This is a genomic window from Variovorax soli NBRC 106424 (genome assembly GCF_001591385.1).
GTDB classification, from domain to species: Bacteria; Pseudomonadota; Gammaproteobacteria; order Burkholderiales; family Burkholderiaceae_C; genus Variovorax; species Variovorax soli.
In genome coordinates this window covers 1-16775 of record NZ_BCUU01000060.1, presented here as the reverse complement: position 1 = coordinate 16775, position 16775 = coordinate 1, and the positions used below count along the sequence as shown (strand labels likewise).

The 16775-nt window shown below is 69.8% G+C and carries 12 protein-coding genes and 1 pseudogene; 9 read left to right on the top strand and 4 right to left on the bottom strand.

What is annotated here, in order from left to right; genetic code table 11:
* Positions 1-16: 16 nt before the first annotated feature.
* The 3 genes from VSO01S_RS17180 to VSO01S_RS17170 all read left to right on the top strand — a co-directional run bounded on the left by VSO01S_RS17180 (position 17) and on the right by VSO01S_RS17170 (position 3755).
* Positions 17-991: a Bug family tripartite tricarboxylate transporter substrate binding protein gene (locus VSO01S_RS17180; protein ID WP_068644029.1), complete on the top strand. Its 975-nt coding sequence runs from the start codon at positions 17-19 to the stop codon at positions 989-991.
* Positions 992-1162: 171 nt separating this feature from the next.
* Positions 1163-3184, top strand: a complete 2022-nt coding sequence (locus VSO01S_RS17175; protein WP_068644028.1) for a gamma-glutamyltransferase family protein — start codon at positions 1163-1165, stop codon at positions 3182-3184.
* Between the two features lie 22 nt (positions 3185-3206).
* On the top strand, positions 3207-3755 hold the full coding sequence (locus tag VSO01S_RS17170) for a dihydrofolate reductase family protein (protein WP_068644027.1): 549 nt from the start codon (positions 3207-3209) through the stop codon (positions 3753-3755).
* Here the strand turns inward: VSO01S_RS17170 and VSO01S_RS17165 are convergent.
* The 3 genes from VSO01S_RS17165 to VSO01S_RS17160 form a co-directional block, all read right to left on the bottom strand.
* On the bottom strand, positions 3752-4561 hold the full coding sequence (locus VSO01S_RS17165; protein ID WP_068644042.1) for an aminoglycoside adenylyltransferase family protein: 810 nt from the start codon (positions 4559-4561) through the stop codon (positions 3752-3754). The two genes, VSO01S_RS17170 and VSO01S_RS17165, sit on opposite strands and share 4 nt — an antisense overlap.
* Before the next feature lie 71 nt (positions 4562-4632).
* The gene (locus VSO01S_RS27205; protein ID WP_153305294.1) at positions 4633-4770 is read right to left on the bottom strand and encodes a hypothetical protein; all 138 of its coding nucleotides are present in this window, start codon (positions 4768-4770) and stop codon (positions 4633-4635) included.
* Positions 4771-4787: 17 nt separating this feature from the next.
* Positions 4788-5798, bottom strand: coding sequence for an AraC family transcriptional regulator (locus VSO01S_RS17160; protein WP_068644026.1), 1011 nt, complete (start codon positions 5796-5798; stop codon positions 4788-4790).
* 186 nt (positions 5799-5984) lie between these two features.
* On the opposite strand from VSO01S_RS17160, the gene VSO01S_RS17155 reads away from it, so the two are divergent.
* From VSO01S_RS17155 to VSO01S_RS28010, 4 genes and pseudogenes are all read left to right on the top strand, one after another.
* Positions 5985-6776 (top strand): SDR family oxidoreductase, encoded by a 792-nt coding sequence (locus tag VSO01S_RS17155; RefSeq protein WP_068644025.1) that lies wholly within the window; start codon positions 5985-5987, stop codon positions 6774-6776.
* A gap of 18 nt (positions 6777-6794) precedes the next feature.
* Entirely contained in the window at positions 6795-8033 is a 1239-nt protein-coding gene (locus VSO01S_RS17150; RefSeq protein WP_068644024.1) for a styrene monooxygenase/indole monooxygenase family protein, read from the top strand.
* Positions 8034-8047: 14 nt separating this feature from the next.
* Positions 8048-9271 (top strand): annotated as a pseudogene (locus tag VSO01S_RS28240) (styrene monooxygenase/indole monooxygenase family protein); the annotation flags it as partial.
* On the top strand, positions 9257-9781 hold the full coding sequence (locus VSO01S_RS28010) for a flavin reductase family protein (protein ID WP_245684236.1): 525 nt from the start codon (positions 9257-9259) through the stop codon (positions 9779-9781). The pseudogene VSO01S_RS28240 and the gene VSO01S_RS28010, both read left to right, overlap by 15 nt.
* A 33-nt stretch (positions 9782-9814) precedes the next feature.
* On the opposite strand, the gene putA is transcribed toward VSO01S_RS28010, so the two are convergent.
* Positions 9815-13588: a trifunctional transcriptional regulator/proline dehydrogenase/L-glutamate gamma-semialdehyde dehydrogenase gene (putA, locus tag VSO01S_RS17140; RefSeq protein ID WP_068644022.1), complete on the bottom strand. Its 3774-nt coding sequence runs from the start codon at positions 13586-13588 to the stop codon at positions 9815-9817.
* A gap of 210 nt (positions 13589-13798) precedes the next feature.
* Here putA and VSO01S_RS17135 point away from each other — a divergent pair, with 210 nt between their 5' ends.
* Together VSO01S_RS17135 and VSO01S_RS17130 are read left to right on the top strand one after the other, a co-directional pair.
* On the top strand, positions 13799-15778 hold the full coding sequence (locus VSO01S_RS17135) for a bifunctional metallophosphatase/5'-nucleotidase (protein WP_068644021.1): 1980 nt from the start codon (positions 13799-13801) through the stop codon (positions 15776-15778).
* 67 nt (positions 15779-15845) lie between these two features.
* The coding region (locus VSO01S_RS17130; protein WP_153305293.1) for a DMT family transporter at positions 15846-16775 on the top strand (930 nt) is incomplete at its 3' end.

The following is a 16775-nucleotide window of genomic DNA, read 5'->3' as shown; positions in this document are numbered from 1 at the left end:
ACGGAGACTTCCCATCATGCTGCGCTTTCATCGCCGCCAATTTCTGATCACCGCCCTGCTGGCCGCCGCCTGCACCGGCGCGCAGGCCCAGGGCGACTGGCCCCGCGCCCAGCCGATCCGTCTCATCGTGCCCTTCACCGCCGGCAGCGGCACCGACGTGGTGGCACGCCTGGTGGCCGAGCGCCTCGGCCCGGCGCTGGGCACCAGCGTGATCGTGGAGAACAAGCCCGGCGCCGGCGGCACGCTGGGGGCCGCGCAGGTGGCCAAGGCCACGCCCGACGGCTACACCCTGCTGATCCATTCGGCCGGCCACCTGGTGAACCCGGCCATCTATCCCAACCTGAGCTACGACACGCAGAAGGACTTCGCCGGCGTCACGCCCATGGCCAGCCTGCCCAACATGCTGGTGGTGCCGCCGGGCCGCTTTGCCGACGTGAAGGACCTGGTCGCGCAGGCCAAGGCCAAGCCGGGCGGCTTCAACTACGGCTCGGCCGGCAACGGATCGGCCACGCACATGAATGCGGAAGTGTTCCGCCTGGCGGCCGGCATCCAGGCGCAGCACGTGCCCTTCCGCGGCACGCCCGAAGCCATGACCGAGGTGATGGGCGGTCGCGTCGACTGGTTCTTCGCGCCCATGGTGTCGGCCGCGCCGCTGGTGAAGGACGGCAAGCTCAAGGCGCTGGCCGTGGGCACCGCCAGGCGTTCGGCCATCTTCCCCGAGCTGCCCACCACCGTGGAGGCGGGCGTGCCCGATTCGTCCTACCTGTTCTGGGTCGGCCTGTTCGCGCCGGCCAAGGTACCCAAGCCGACGGTGGAGCGGCTGAACGCCGAAGTCACGAAGATCATGAACGCGCCCGAGCTGCGCGAACGGCTCGACAAGCTGGGCGCGGAGCCCTTCACCATGCCTTCGGCGCAGTTCGATCAGTTCATTGCGCAGGAGACGGCCAAGGCGCAGCAGGTGGTGAAGGCGGCGGGGATCAAGGTGGACTGAGCGGGCCGCATGGCGATGTGCTGCTAGGCGCCTCGCCGGTGCGGGCTCTATGATGCGCCTGCCCGATGACGGGCACGAACGGCAGGGGAAACGCACCATGCCTGGAGCATCCCCTGCCGCCGATGCCAAACAGCCGGCTTCGCCAACGGCCGGCACTTCAAAAGGATAAGCATGCCCCTCTCCCTGCTTAACCGTCTCCCCACTGCCTCACTCCTCTCGCTGCTGCTCCTGGGCGCCTGCGGCGGAAGCGATGGCCGCGCCGGGGACGCCTCCGCTGCATCGGCGACGAGCGCGAAACCCGCGACAGCCGCTTCGCAGTCGGACCCGTCGTGCACCGCGATCACAGCGAGCGGCTCCGTCGTTGTCGGCTCCGGCCTGCCCGGCGACCCGGCGGCGCCGGAACTCGCGTCCGGCTACCGCACGGGCATGCAGGCGGTGCATGCCAAGAGCTTCATGGTGGTGGCGGCCAACCCGCTGGCCAGCAAGGCCGGCTGCGATGTGCTCAAGATGGGCGGCACCGCGGCCGATGCGGCCGTGGCGGTGCAGGCGGTGCTGGGCCTGGTCGAGCCCCAGTCCAGCGGCCTGGGCGGCGGCGCCTTCCTGCTGCACTACGACGCGAGGACCGGCGTGGTGCAGACCTACGACGGGCGCGAGACCGCGCCGGCCGCGGCCACCGAGAACCACCTGCGCTGGATCGACGACGTGAACGACCGCACCGCGCCGCGCCCCAGTGCGCGCGCAAGCGGCCGCTCCATCGGCACGCCCGGCGCGGTGCGCATGCTCGAGCTGGTGCACCAGGAGCACGGGCGCAAACCCTGGCAGAGCCTGTTCGACGCCGGCATCGACCTCGCGGACAACGGCTTCAAGATCCCGGGGCGGATGGCGGATGCGATCGCCGGGGCGCGAACCAATCTGCAGCGGGACGCCGAAGCGGCGGCCACCTACCTCAATCCGGACGGCTCCGCCAAGGCACTGGGAACGGTGCTGACCATCCCGGCCTATGCGCAAACGCTGCGGGCGATTGCGCAAGGCGGCGCGGATGCGCTCTACACCGGGCCGATCGCCCAGGACATCGTCGCCAAGATCAACATCACCACCGGCGCCGACGGCACCACGCCGATCACGCCCGGCAAGACCACGCTGGCCGACCTGGCCAACTACCGGGCCAAGAAGCGCGACGCGGTCTGCACCACCTACCGCTCGTACTGGGTCTGCGGCATGGGCCCGCCGTCGTCCGGCGGCATCGCGGTGGCGCAGACGCTGGGCATTCTTGAAAACTTCGACCTCGGCCAGTACCCGCCCACCAACGTCGACAACGACGGCGGCCGGCCACAGGCGATGGCCGTGCACCTGGTGTCCGAAGCCGAGCGCCTGGCCTATGCGGACCGCGACAAGTACGTGGCCGACACCGACTTCCAGCCGCTTCCGGGCAGCGGCGTGCCCACCATGGTCGACAAGGACTACCTGCGCAGCCGCGCCGGCCTGATCAACCTGGGCACCAGCATGCACACGGCGCAGCCGGGCAACCTCGGCCCCATCCCGGCCGGCATCATGCCGCCCTCGCCCGAGAACGGCACCACGCACATGACCATCGTGGACCGCGACGGCAACGTGGTGTCGATGACCACCACGGTCGAGTCGGGCTTCGGCTCGTATCACATGGCGCGCGGCTTCATGCTGAACAACCAGCTGACCGACTTCTCCGCCCAGCCGGTTGACGCGGGCGGCCTGCCGATCGCCAACCGGGTGCAGGCCGGCAAGCGCCCGCGCAGCTCGATGGCGCCCACCCTGGTGTTCCGCAAGGCGGCCGACGGCTCACGCGGCGAATTCATGATGGCCACTGGCTCGCCCGGCGGCTCCGCGATCATCCAGTACGTGACGAAGACGCTGGTGAGTGCGCTGGACTGGAACTTCGATGCACAGCAGGCGACCTCGATGGTGAATTTCGGCGCCTCCAACAGCCCAACCACCTCCATCGGCGGCGAGCATCCGAAGATCGATGCCGCCAACAACGGCGCCAACGATCCGCTGGCGATTGAACTGCGCGCGATGGGGCACACCGTGAACGTCGGTTCGCAGTCCAGCGGCGTCGGCACGGTCATCCGGCTGCAGGATCGCAACAAGGGCATGCTGCAAGGCGGCGCCGACCCGCGCCGCGAAGGCCTGGTGCTGGGGGATGCGTTCACGCCCTAGGCCCCGACGTATCCTTGGGGCCATGGGACTCCTGACCTTCGCGCTCAACGTGACGCTCGACGGCTGCTGCGACCACCGCGTCGCAGTGGCCGACGACGAAATGCATCGCTACTGGACACGCGTGATGGACGCATCGGGCGCGATGCTCTTCGGGCGCCGCACCTACGAGCTGATGGAAGACGCCTGGCCGCAGGTGGCGCGTGACCCCCATGCCAAACCGGCCGACCGCAACTGGGCGAAGAAGCTCGAGGCCAAGCCCAAGTACGTGGTCTCGACGACGCGCCGCGACTTCCCGTGGCACAACACGCATCACATGCAAGGCGACCTGGCCCAGGTCGTGACGGCGCTGAAGGAGGCCACGCCGCGCGGCGTGCTGGTGGGCAGCCCGCAGCTCTCGGCCGAGCTTCACCGCCTGGAGCTGGTGGACGAGTATCTGTTCGTGGTGCACCCCGTGGTGGCGGGGCACGGCCCGTACGTGTTTGCCGGCCTGCAGGCCGTGCAGCAACTGGCGTTCGTGGCTTCGAAGAAGCTCAAGTCAGGCATCGTGGCGCTGCACTATCGGCGGCGTTAGCGCGGCGGGAGCGTCCCCGCCTGCAGCGCACGCTCGATCTCGCCTTTGCAGAAATGGATGAGCCGGGCCACCTGCCCGGGCATGCCGGCCAGCCCGTCTTCCAGCCCGCCCAGGTACGCGCGCGCTGCATGCGCCATGAGCGGCCGATGCGCCGGCGGGAGCCGGTCGGCCGCCCAGGCGGCGGCGCGATCCTTGGATGCGATCTCGCCGGTGCAGGCGGTGTACCAGATGCGCGCCAGCGCCAGGATGATGTTTCGCTCGTCGCCATGCCAGTCCTGCGGCCCGTTCCATTGCGAGATGGTGTCCGCAAGGGATTGCCTGAGGTGCGAAGCCGGAACGTCCTCGAACAGCGCCTGCGCCGGCGGACCGAACACGGCCACGCTGTGGCGACGCAGCTTCGTGACCAGGATCGACAGGTCGTGGTCGAGCATGGCCGGCTCGTACCGCCCCGCCCGCAGGTCGTCGCGAAGCCACTCGCCGAACTGCATTTCGCGTCTTGCAGGGTATCGCCACGGCACGAGTTCGCCGAGGGCGACCACCGTCACTTCGAGTGCCCTCAGCGCCTGAGCGCTGCCGGGCCACGCGGAATGCAGGAGCAGCTCGCGCATGAGCTTGCGCCGCACTGCTTCGGGCAGAGGACTCGCAACCGTGACCATCAGGTCGACATCGCTATGCGGCTTGAGACCTCCGTCGACGGCCGAGCCGAACAGATGGATTGCGCGCAGGTTGCTGCCAACGTGGCGCTCGAGAAGAGCCTGGACTGCTCCTACCTGCGATGCGATTTCCTCAGGGACGGCTTGCCTGATTTGGTCCAACACGCGTCATCCCCAAGCCACGGCGCCCTCGTCGCGATGGAGAGCCAATTGCGCCGCTGCGGTCAAAGCGTCGAGTGCTCGTCCGCGAACGAGCCGAACTTGTCGTCGAATTCATTCCAGGCGTGCGCGCTCGCCTCCGCCCAGTCGCGATCGAGTCGGTCTTGATCGCCGGATTCTGGTGCCTCCTGAAGCTCCTTCATGACGAGCGCCATGGGAATCAACACGCCCGCGCCCCCCGCGTCTCCGACGGCCGCTCCCCGAAGCGCGCCCGGTACTGGGCCGCGAAATGCCCCAGGTGCAGGAAGCCGTACTTCTGCGCCACCTCGCGCACGCCGCTTCCGGGCCCGCCTGCGGATGCCGCTAGTTCGGCCCGCACCTTGTCCAGCCGCAGCTCCCGCAGGAACTCCATGGGCCCCTGCCCCGCATGCTGGCGAAACGCCATCTGCAAGGCGCGCGCGCTGCACCCCACTTCGCGGCACACGTCGGCCAGCGACAGGGGCTGCTCGGCATGCGCGGCCATGTAGTCCTGCGCGCGGCGCACCACGCGCGGCAGCAGGCTGCGCTGCGCTTCGCCGGCCAGGGCGCGCGAATAGTTGTGGCTGGCCGACATGAGCAGGCTCGACATCAGGTATTCCTCGGCATGCTCGGCCAGGCGCGCGCCCGGCTGCAGCGCGTTGCCCGCATCGAGCGTGAGCCGCAGGTAGTCGATGAAGTGCACCAGCGGCGCCAGCGCGGGGTTGTCCAGCGGCACGCCCAGGTCGAACACCAGCTGCTGCCGCAGCGGCGCCTGCAGCAAGGATTCGAGCCGCGAGAGCAAGGCAGGGCGGGCCAGCCGCACGATCAGGTGCGGGCTGTCGTCGGCCCAGCGCATCGTCAGCGGCTCGGTCGGGGACGGCAGCGACGCCAGGCTGGGACTCGCATCCACCTGCTGCCCGCCGCAGCGGATCTCGGCGCCGCCACGCAGCGGAATCTGCAGCAGGAAGAAATCCTGCAGGTAGCCCGGGTCGATCTGCACGGCCGGACCGTATTGCACGTAGTTCAGGCTCACGTCCCGGTGCAGGCGCGCGCTGTGGTGGCAGGCGTCGAGTTCGGTGCGCGGGCGCAGCATGAGCAGCTTGTGCGGGCAGAACACGCGGGCCACGCTCTCGCGCGCCTCGTCCATGTCGTGGCTCTCGAACAGGCGATAGCGCTGCAGCGGCAGCGGCAGTGGGGTGGTGGCGGCTTCCATGGGGCCACGGCAACGTAGCAAAAACCGTCCCAGCCCACAATTCGGGCCAGCCCTTTGACGAAAGCTGCGCGCCAGGGACACCGCCCACGCTTGCGGGATCAGCCGGCGGCCCTCTTGCCCATAACGTTCGCCCCACGCACACAGGCCATCCCGGCCTGCACGAATCGACCGAGGAGAGCAAGCGTCATGTTCAAGGGACTCGAGGGCAAGAGCGCCATCGTCACCGGTGGCTCCACACTGATAGGCGCCGGCGTGGTGCGTGCGCTGCACGCGGCGGGCGTCAAGGTCGTCATCGCCGACATCGATGCCGACAACGGCCAGCCGCTGGCCGATTCGCTGGGCAGCGGCGCGCGCTTCGTGCGCACCGACATCACCGACGACGCCCAGGTGCAGGCCTGCGTGGCAGAGGCCGCGGCACGCCACGGCGGCGTGCATTTCCTGGTCAACCTGGCGTGCTCCTACGTGGACGACGGCTTCAAGTCGCCGCGCGCCGACTGGCTCACCTCGTTCAACGTGAACGTGGCCAGCGCGGTGGCCATGCTGCAGGCCGTGCATCCGCACATGGTCGCGGCCGGCGGCGGGGCGGTGGTGAATTTCACCAGCATCTCCTCGCGCGTGGCGCAGACCGGGCGCTGGCTCTACCCGGTGAGCAAGGCCGCCATGGCGCAGCTCACCCGCAACATGGCGATGGACCTGGCGCCGGACCGCATCCGCGTGAACAGCGTGTCGCCGGGCTGGACCTGGTCGGCGGTCATGGACAAGCTCACCGGCGGCAACCGCGCCAAGACCGACCGCGTGGCGGCGCCCTTTCACCTGCTCGGGCGCGTGGGCGATCCGGACGAGGTGGCGCAAGTGGTGCTGTTCCTGTGCTCGGACCACGCCAGCTTCGTGACCGGCGCGGACTACGCAGTGGACGGCGGCTATTCCGCCATGGGCCCCGAGCAGGCGGTGCCCGCCATTCCCAAGTTGATGGACTGATCAAACAGGAGCAATCACATGAAGCGCATCGCCATCGTCGGCGCGGGCCAGTCGGGCCTGCAACTGGGCCTGGGCCTGCTCGCGGCAGGCTACGAAGTCACGCTGCTGAGCAACCGCACGGGCGAGGACATCCGCAGCGGCAAGGTCATGTCCAGCCAGTGCATGTTCGGCACCTCGCTGCAGATCGAGCGCGACCTGGGCCTGGACCACTGGGCGCGCGAGTGCCCCACGGTGGACGGCATCGGCCTGGCCGTGCCCCATCCGGAACAGAAAGGCGCCAAGGCCATCGACTGGGTCGCGCGCCTGAACGCCAGCGCCCAGTCGGTGGACCAGCGCGTGAAGATTCCGGCGTGGATGGATGCGTTCAGGAACAAGGGCGGCGAACTCGTCATCAAGGACGCCGGCATCGACGAGCTCGAGACCTGCACCCAGACCCACGACCTCACCATCGTCGCCAGCGGCAAGGGCGAGATATCGAAGCTCTTCGAGCGCGATGCCCACAAGTCGGCCTACGACAAGCCGCAGCGCGCACTGGCGCTGACCTATGTGAAGGGCATGAAGCCGCGCGAGCCCCACTCCGCCGTGTGCTTCAACCTCATCCCCGGCGTGGGCGAGTACTTCGTGTTCCCGGCGCTCACCACCACGGGGCCGTGCGAGATCATGGTGTTCGAGGGCGTGCCCGGCGGCCCGATGGACTGCTGGGCCGACGTGACAACGCCGCAGGAGCACCTGGCGCGCAGCCGGTGGATCCTCGACACCTTCACGCCGTGGGAGGCCGAGCGCTGCCGCGACATCGAGCTGACCGACGACAACGGCATCCTCGCCGGCCGCTTCGCGCCGACGGTGCGCAAGCCGATCGCCACGCTGCCCTCGGGCCGCAAGGTGCTGGGCCTGGCCGACGTGGTGGTGCTCAATGACCCGATCACCGGCCAGGGCTCCAACAACGCGGCCAAGTGCGCCGACACGTACCTCCAGAGCATCCTGGCGCGCGGCAACGGCGCGGCCGATGCGGCATGGATGCAGCAGACCTTCGACCGCTACTGGTTCGGCTACGCGCAATGGGTGGCGCAGTGGACCAACATGCTGCTCGCACCCCCGCCGCCGCATGTGCTCAAGCTGCTGGGCAGCGCCGGTGCCATCGCGCCGCTGGCCAGCGCCTTCGCCAACGGCTTCGACGATCCGCGCACCTTCTTCCCGTGGTTCACCGACCCGGTGGAAGCGGACCGCTTCATCGACACCTGCGCCGCCGTCGCGTAGCGCGCAGCCCGATCATGAAACGGCGCGTTGCCATCGTCGGGGCCGGGCAGTCCGGCATGCAGCTTGCGCTGGGTCTGCAGCGAGCGGGGCACCAGGTCACGGTCTTCTCCAACCGCACGCCGCAGGAGATCCATGACGGCCCCGTCATGTCCAGCCAGTGCATGTTCGAGACCGCGCTGCAGGCCGAGCGCGAGCTGGCGCTCGAGTGGTGGGCCGGCACGTGTCCGCCGGTGGAAGGCATCGGCGTGGTGGTGCGCAGCCCCGAAGGTGCCAGGTCCATCGAATGGAGCGCCAGGCTCGACGGACCCGCGCAGTCGGTCGACCAGCGGCTGAAGATTCCAGCCTGGATGGCCGAGTTCGAGAAGCGCGGCGGCCGCCTCGTGATTCAGGACGTGGGGCTGGCCGAGCTGGAAGCCTGCGCCGCCGAGCATGAGCTGGTGATCGTCGCCAGCGGCAAGGGCGAGATCTCGCAGCTGTTCGAGCGCGATGCGCAGCGCTCGCCGTTCGAGCAGCCTCAGCGGGCACTGGCGCTCACCTACGTGCGGGGCATGAAGCCCGCGCAGCCGTATTCGCGCGTGTGCTTCAACCTGATCCCCGGCGTGGGCGAGTACTTCGTGTTCCCGGCCCTCACCACCACGGGCCCCTGCGAGATCATGGTGTTCGAAGGCGTGCCCGGCGGCCCGATGGATTGCTGGGCCGACGTGACAACGCCGCAGGAGCACCTGGAGCGCAGCAAGCAGATCCTCGACACCTTCCTGCCCTGGGAAGCCGAGCGCTGCCGCGACGTCGCGCTGACCGACGACAACGGCATTCTCGCGGGCCGCTTCGCGCCGACGGTGCGCAAGCCGGTGGCCACATTGCCATTGGGTCGGCACGTGCTGGGCCTGGGCGACGCGGTGGCGCTCAACGACCCGATCACCGGCCAGGGTTCCAACAATGCGGCCAAGAGCGCCGACATCTACCTCAAGCGCATCCTCGAGCACGGCGACGCGCCCTTCGACGCCGCCTGGATGCAGCAGACCTTCGACCGCTACTGGGAGGGCTATGCCCGCTGGGCCACCGACTGGACCCACAGCCTGCTCGCGCCGCCGAAGCCCCATGTGCAGAAGCTGCTGCAAAGCGCGACCCACATGCCCGCCGTGGCGAGCACCATCGTCAACGGCTTCGACGACCCGCGCCACTTCGCGCCCTGGTGGTTCGACGCCGCCGAGGCCGACCGCTTCCTGGAAGCCAAGGCCCGCGAAGCGGAAACCGACCGCTTCGACCGGCGCGACTACCGCAAGGCCCTGGGACAGTTCACCACCGGCGTGACCGTCATCACCACGCGGGGCATCGACGGCCGCCGCGTGGGCATGACGGCCAACTCGTTCTCGTCGGTCTCGCTGGACCCGCCGCTGGTGCTCTGGAGCCTGGCGCGGCAGGCGCCCAGCGTGGCCGACTTCACCGGCGCGAGCCACTTCGCGATCAACGTGCTGGCGGCCCACCAGCATCACCTGTCGCGGCAGTTCTCGACGCCGCAGGCGGACAAGTTCCGCGGCGTGGACTGCTGCGAAGGAACGGCCGGTGTGCCGCTGCTGAACGGCGTCATCGCCCGCTTCACCTGCCGCAACGTGAAGCAGTACGACGGCGGCGACCACCTGATCTTCATCGGCGAGGTGGAGCGCTACGACCGCTTCGAGGGCGAGCCGCTGGTTTTCCACTCCGGCTACTACCAGGTGACGACACGGCACCCGGAATGCATGCCCTGAGGCGCGGCCGCCGCCGGCGGACCGGGAAGGCGCTCAGGCGAGCGTCATCAGGCTCGCATTGCCGCCGGCGGCCGCCGTGTTCGTGCTCACGGCACGCTCGATGACCAGCGCCTCCAGCGGCAGCTGCGCGTCCCCGGCGGCGAAGCGGCGCAGGCTCACGATGGGCCCGTCGCGCTGCGCCAGGCGTGCCAGCGTCGCGAGCAGGTCGTCCTGGCTGCCCTGGTGCAGGGCAGCGTCGAATTGCACGCCCGGCTGCGTCCAGTCCGTGGCCAGGGCGATGTGCTCCTGCACGTCCAGCGGCAGGCTGGCAAGAAGCGCCTGCGTCTCGCGCGTCGAGGGCCAGATCGTGCGGCAGCCGACGGCCAGCGCGGCAGCCAGCTGCAGCAGCAGCGACCGATCGGATTGCGCCAGGCAAAGCACGGCCTCGCGCGGCAGCAGCGAGTAGACGTTGCGCTCGCCGGTCGGCCCGGCCACCACGCGCGCCCGGCGCGCACCGGCCCGCTGCAGCAGTTGCCCGCATTGCGCCGCGTCGTCCTGGCCGCGGTGCGTGGCGATCCATGTCACCAGCGACTCGAACGCGGGTGCCGGACCGGCAGCCTCGCCGTCGGCCGAGGACCCGGGCAGCCCCTGCTCGCCGGCCCGGGCCAGCACGTCCGACGGGCCCTGCGCCAGCAGCCGGTACAGGTACAGCGGACCGCCCGCCTTGGGCCCCGTTCCCGACAGGCCTTCGCCGCCGAAGGGCTGCACCCCGACCACCGCGCCCACCATGTTGCGGTTCACGTAGATGTTGCCCACGTGCGCGTTCGACACCACCTGCCCGATGGTCTCGTCGATGCGCGTGTGCAGGCCCATCGTCAGGCCGTAGCCGGTGGCGCTGATCTGCGCCATCAGGTTCGCAAGGTCCGCACGGGCATACCGAACCACATGCAGCACCGGGCCGAACACTTCGCGCGTCACCTCCGAGATGCTGTCCAGCTCGATCAGCGTGGGCAGCACGTAGGTCCCGCGGCCCAGCACCTCGTGCTGGCTGCGGCCCAGCCGCTGCACGCGGCGGCCGCGGTCCTGCATGGCGCGCACATGCGCTTCGATGCCGTCCCGCGCCTCCGCGTCGATGACGGGGCCCACATCCGTTGGCAGCCAGGCCGGGTTGCCCACGCTGGCCTCGCTCATCGCGCCGCGCAGCATGTGCAGCAGGCGGTCCGCCACGTCTTCCTGCACGCACAGCACCCGCAGGGCCGAGCAGCGCTGGCCCGCGCTGTCGAAGGCCGAGGCCATCACGTCCGCGATCACCTGTTCGACCAGCGCCGACGAGTCCACGATCATCGCGTTCTGGCCGCCCGTCTCCGCGACCAGCGGCACCGGCGCACCGGTCGGCCCGAGCCGGCCGGCCAGGGAGCGCTGCAGAAGGCGCGCCACCTCGGTCGAGCCGGTGAACATCACGCCCTGCACCCGCGCATCGGCCACCAGGCGCGCACCGACCACGGCGCCGCGGCCAGGCAGCAGTTGCAGCGCGGCGCGCGGAATGCCCGACGCGTGCAGCAGCCGCACGGCCTCGGCGGCAATCAGCGGGGTCTGTTCAGCCGGCTTGGCCAGCACGGTGTTGCCGGCGGCCAGCGCCGCGCAGATCTGGCCGACGAAGATGGCCAGCGGAAAGTTCCACGGGCTGATGCACAGCACCGGGCCGAGCGGGCGGTGCGTGCTGCCGTTGCCGAAGTCGGCCCGCGCCTGCGCGGCGTAGAAGCGCAGGAAGTCGATGGCCTCGCGCACTTCCGCAATGCCGTTGGAACAGGTCTTGCCGGCTTCGCGCGCCAGCAGGCCCAGAAGGCGCGGCATGCTCGCCTGCAGCGCATCGGCCGCTTGCTCGAGCGCCGCCGCGCGCTGCGCGGCGGGCGTGTCGGCCCACGCAGGTGCGAAGCGGGCAGCGGCGTGCAGGGCGCTGTCGATCTCGGCCTCGCCGGCTTCGCGCACCTGGCCGACCACATCGCGATGGTCGGCCGGATTGAGCACCGGCGTCCATGCCGCGTCGGCGGCCGCCACGGGCTCGGCCAGCAGGGGCTCGCACGACCACTGGGCCGATGCCTGCTGCACCAGCACCTGTTCCAGCGCCCGCAGCGCGTCCTCGTTGGAAAGATCCAGCCCGGCGGAATTGCGGCGGGCCGCGCCGTACAAGTCCGACGGGCTCGCAATCGATGGATGCGGAAGGCCGAGCGCGCCCTCTTCCTTCGCCATGCGCTGCACCGCGGCGACCGGGTCTTCCACCAGCGACTCAAGCGCAATGCCCGGGTCGGCAATGCGATTGACGAAGGAGGTGTTGGCGCCGTTTTCGAGCAGGCGCCGCACCAGGTAGGCCAGCAGCGTCTCGTGCGTGCCGACGGGGGCGTAGATGCGGCACGGCCGCCCGAGCTTGCCGTCCTCGGTGCGGCCCACCACCTGTTCGTACAGCGGCTCGCCCATGCCGTGCAGGCACTGGAACTCGTACTGGCCCGGCTCGTAGCGGGCCGGGTCGGCCATCGTGTAGATCGCGGCCATGGTGTGGGCGTTGTGCGTGGCGAACTGCGGATAGATCTGCGCCGGCGCGGCCAGCAGCTTCCGCGCGCAAGCCAGGTACGACACGTCGGTGTAGACCTTGCGCGTGTAGACGGGAAAGCCCTCCTGCCCGTCGACCTGGGCGCGCTTGATCTCGCTGTCCCAGTAGGCGCCCTTCACCAGCCGCACCATCAGGCGGCGCCGGCTGCGGCGCGCCAGGTCGATCACATGGTCGACCACGAAGGGGCAGCGCTTCTGGTAGGCCTGGATGACGAAGCCGATGCCGTTCCAGCCGGCCAGGGCCGGCTCGAAGCACAGCCGCTCCAGCAGGTCGAGCGACAGCTCCAGCCGGTCGGCCTCTTCCGCATCGATGTTCAGGCCGATGTCGTAGCGCTGCGCCAGCATCACCAGGTGGCGCACCACCGGGTACAGCTCGTCCATCACCCGCGCCTGCTGCGCGCGGGCATAGCGCGGGTGCAATGCGGACAGCTTGATCGAGATGCCGGGCCCTTCGTACACGCCGCGCCCCCGGGCGGCCTTGCCGATGGCGTGGATCGCCTGCTCGTACGACTGGCGGTAGCGGTCGGCGTCGGCCGCCGTCATGGCCGCTTCGCCCAGCATGTCGTACGAGTAGCGAAAGCCCTGCGCCTCGAATTCGCGCGCGTTATGCAGCGCTTCGTGGATGGTTTCGCCGGTGACGAACTGCTCGCCCATCATCCGCATGGCCATGTCCACGCCCTTGCGAATGAGCGGCTCGCCGCCCTTGGCGATCAGTCGCGTGAGCAGCGCGGACAGCGACGACTCGCTGTGCGTGGCCACCAGCTTGCCCGTGAGCAGCAGGCCCCAGGTGGCGGCATTGACGAAGAGCGAGGGGCTGCGGCCCGAATGTTCCTGCCAATGGCCGCGGGCAATCTTGTCGCGGATCAGCGCGTCGCGCGTGGCCGCATCGGGAATGCGCAGCAGGGCCTCGGCCAGGCACATCAGCGCCACGCCTTCCTGCGACGAGAGCGCGTATTCTTGGAGCAGCCCTTGCACGATGCCGGCACGGCCGGCCGAATTGCGGCGCTCGCGAAGGCGCTGCGCCAGCTTCAATGCCAGGGCGTTGGTGTGGCCGGCGGCCTCGGGGGCGAGCGAGGCCTGCGGCAGCAGGTCGGCCACCGCTTGCGCCTCGGGCATGCGATGGGCGCCGGTGATGCGCTCGCGCCATGGCGATCGGTCATGGGGGGCGCCGGCAAAGCCGCGAAAGAGCGATGCGGGGTCGAACGAAGGGGCGGAAGGCATGGCGGGCTGCTCAACGGATGGCTGTGAATATGCGCATGGTGCTCGTCATTTCCACGAATTTCTGTTCGAAGATTCATGCTCCAACAGAACAAATCACTATTCACCTGGCACCGCGCCCGGCTCGTCATGCATCCGTCACCGCCCGTCCCCATAGTCGCGCCGCGGCGCCGTTTCGCCGCGCCCACTTCACGGACGAGGAGAGACATCGCCATGACGCTCAGCCGACTTGCGCTGGCCTGCACGCTGGCCGCCACCCTGGCCGCTTGCGGGCTCGCGGCCAACCTTGCCACCGCCCAGGACCGCGAACCGGCCCATGAACACGACCATGGCCACGGCAGCAAGACGCCGATCCGCATCAAGATCGTCGGCTTCAACGACTACCACGGCAACCTGCAGTCGCCCGGCACCTACGGCGTGAACACCATCGTGCCGCCGGCGCAGCGCCCGGCCGTGGGCGGCGCCGAATACCTGGCCGCCTACGTGCAGCGGCTGAAGGCGCAGAACGCCAACAACGTGGTGGTGGGTGCGGGCGACTTCATCGGCGCCTCGCCGCTCATCTCGGCCCTGTTCTTCGACGAGCCGGCGGTGGAGACGCTCAACCGCATCGGCGTGGAGTTCAACGCCGTGGGCAACCACGAATTCGACAAGGGCGCCGCGGAACTCAAGCGGCTGCAGGGCGGCGGCTGCAAGACCGTGGGCGGCGTGCCCGACCCCAACAGCTGCAGGGGCGTGGGCTCCAACGCACCGGGCAGCTTCGACGGCGCGCGCTTCCAGTGGCTGTCGGCCAACGTGATCGAGACGGCCACCGGCCGCCCCCTGCTGCCGGCCTACGGCATCAAGACCTTCGAGGGCGTGAAGGTGGCTTTCATCGGCATGACGCTCAAGGGCACGCCGGCCATCGTCACGCCCACCGGCGTGGCGGGGCTGGAGTTTCGCGACGAGGCCGACACGGTGAACGCGCTGGTGCCGCGCCTGCGCAGGCAGGGCGTGGACGTGATCGTGGTGCTGCTGCACCAGGGCGGCTTCCAGACCAGCCCCAACGTGGGCGACATCAACGGCTGCGACGGCAACCTGCGCAACACCGACGGCAGCGACTCGGACCTGGGCAGCATCGTCTCGCGGCTGAAGAACGGCGTGGACCTGGTCATCAGCGGCCACACGCATTCGGCCTACAACTGCTCGGCCAACACGGTGGACGTGAAGAACGTGAACGGCACGGCCGTGAGCACGCCGCGCCCCACCGGCCTGCCCAATGCCGAAGGCCGGCTGGTGCCGGTGACCAGCGCCGGCGCCTTCGGCCGCGTGCTCACCGACATCGACCTCACGGTGCATCCGCGCTCGCACAAGGTGCTGTCGGTTTCGGCCACCAACCGGCTGGTGGACCGCACCGACCCGGTGATCAACACCATGATCGCGGCCGACCCCAGCGTGAAGAACGTGGTGGAGGGCTACAGCCAGCTGGTGTCGCCGCTGGCCAACCAGGTGATCGGCACCATTGCCACCGCCTTGCCCAACAGTGCCAACGCCGCGGGCGAGATGCCGGCCGGCAGCCTGATCGCCGATTCGCAGCTGCAGGCCACGCAGCCGCCGGCGCTGGGCGGCGCGGTGATGGCCTTCATGAACCCGGGCGGCGTGCGCAACCCCGGCTTCTCCTTCGGCGCCGGCGCCGCGTATCCCCACGACCTGACCTACGGCAACGCCTTCACGGTGCAGCCCTTCGGCAACAGCCTGGTCACCATGACGCTGACCGCACAGCAGATCAAGGACCTGCTGGAGCAGCAGTTCGCGGGCTGCCACGGGCAGGCGCAGCAGCGCATCCTGCAGGTGTCCAACGGCCTGAAGTATTCGTGGAGCGCGGCGGCCGCGCCCTGCTCGAAGGTCGTGAGCGTGGTGCTCACGCCCACCAATGTGACGCCGGTGCCGCCCGTGGCCACCGGCGCGCCGGATGTCATCGTGGCGGGCGGCATGGTGCAGAACCCCGGCAAGACCTACCGCGTGACGGTGAACAACTTCATGGCCACCGGCGGCGACGGCTTCACCGTGCTGCTGGGCGGCACGAATGTGCTGGGCGGTGCGCAGGACATCGATGCCCTCACCGCCTACCTGGGCAGCGGCTACAAGGCGCCCCGGGCGCCCTACGACCCGAGCCTGCCGGCACTGGACATTCCGCGCATCACGCAGCTGCCCTGAGGGCCTTGCGCGCGGCGCATGCCCCGCCGCGCACGCGCATCGGCGGCAACTGCAACAATAGCCGCCGATGCCTGCCCTCACCCGACTCCAGCTCGCCCTTCTCATACCGCTCACCCTGGTCTGGGGCCTGAACTGGCCGGTGATGAAGCTGGGCATTGCCGACTATCCGCCGCTCACCTTCCGCAGCCTCTCGATCTGGCTGGGCCTGCCGGTGCTGGGCCTGGCGCTGGTGATGATGAAGGTGCCCTTCAAGGTGGCCCGCAAGGACTGGCCGCAGCTGCTGTGGCTGGCCGCCACCAACATGTTCGTCTGGCACGCCTGCATCATCGTGGCGGTCAAGCACCTGTCCAGCGGGCGCTCGGCCATCCTGGGCTACAGCATGCCCATCTTCTCCGCACTCATCGGGGCGCTGCTGTTCAAGACGGCGCTGGGCAGGCGCGGCTGGCTGGGCGTGAGTGCGGCGGCCCTGGGCGTGGCGCTGCTGCTGTGGCACGAGTTCAGCACGCTGGCCGGCCGGCCCGGCTACGTCGCGCTCGCCCTGGTGGCCGCCGCCACCTGGGCGCTGGGCACGCAGCTGCTGCGCCGCACCTCGCTCACCGTGCCCACGCTCACCATCTCCTTCTGGATGACCGCGCTCACGGCCGTCGTGATGACGCTGCTGGCCTGGATCTTCGAGCGCGGGCAGTGGCAGGCGGCGGCGGCGCCCGGCACCGCCACCTGGGGCGCGATCCTCTACAACGCGGTGCTCATCTTCGGCTTCGCGCATGCGGCCTGGTTCTACCTGGCGCGCGGGCTGCCGCCGGTGGCCTCCACGCTCAGCGTGATGCTGATTCCTGTCATCGGCGTGTTCAGCGGCGCCGTCTGGCTGGGCGAGACGGTGCACTGGCAGGACTGCGCGGCCGTCGCGCTGATGGTGGTGGCTATTGCTTCGGTGCTGTGGCCCGCACGCGCCGGCGCGGGCACGCGGCAGCCTGCACCTGCCGGCGCCACGGGCCAG

Coding starts and splice junctions, on each gene's coding strand:
- VSO01S_RS17150 (WP_068644024.1), top strand. CDS start 6,795: ATGAAGCGCATCGCCATCGTCGGCGCGGGCCAGTCGGGCCTGCAACTG.
- VSO01S_RS27205 (WP_153305294.1), bottom strand. CDS start 4,770: ATGAAGGAGCTTCAGGAGGCACCAGAATCCGGCGATCAAGACCGACTC.
- VSO01S_RS17135 (WP_068644021.1), top strand. CDS start 13,799: ATGACGCTCAGCCGACTTGCGCTGGCCTGCACGCTGGCCGCCACCCTG.
- putA (WP_068644022.1), bottom strand. CDS start 13,588: ATGCCTTCCGCCCCTTCGTTCGACCCCGCATCGCTCTTTCGCGGCTTT.
- VSO01S_RS17175 (WP_068644028.1), top strand. CDS start 1,163: ATGCCCCTCTCCCTGCTTAACCGTCTCCCCACTGCCTCACTCCTCTCG.
- VSO01S_RS17155 (WP_068644025.1), top strand. CDS start 5,985: ATGTTCAAGGGACTCGAGGGCAAGAGCGCCATCGTCACCGGTGGCTCC.
- VSO01S_RS17180 (WP_068644029.1), top strand. CDS start 17: ATGCTGCGCTTTCATCGCCGCCAATTTCTGATCACCGCCCTGCTGGCC.
- VSO01S_RS17170 (WP_068644027.1), top strand. CDS start 3,207: ATGGGACTCCTGACCTTCGCGCTCAACGTGACGCTCGACGGCTGCTGC.
- VSO01S_RS17160 (WP_068644026.1), bottom strand. CDS start 5,798: ATGGAAGCCGCCACCACCCCACTGCCGCTGCCGCTGCAGCGCTATCGC.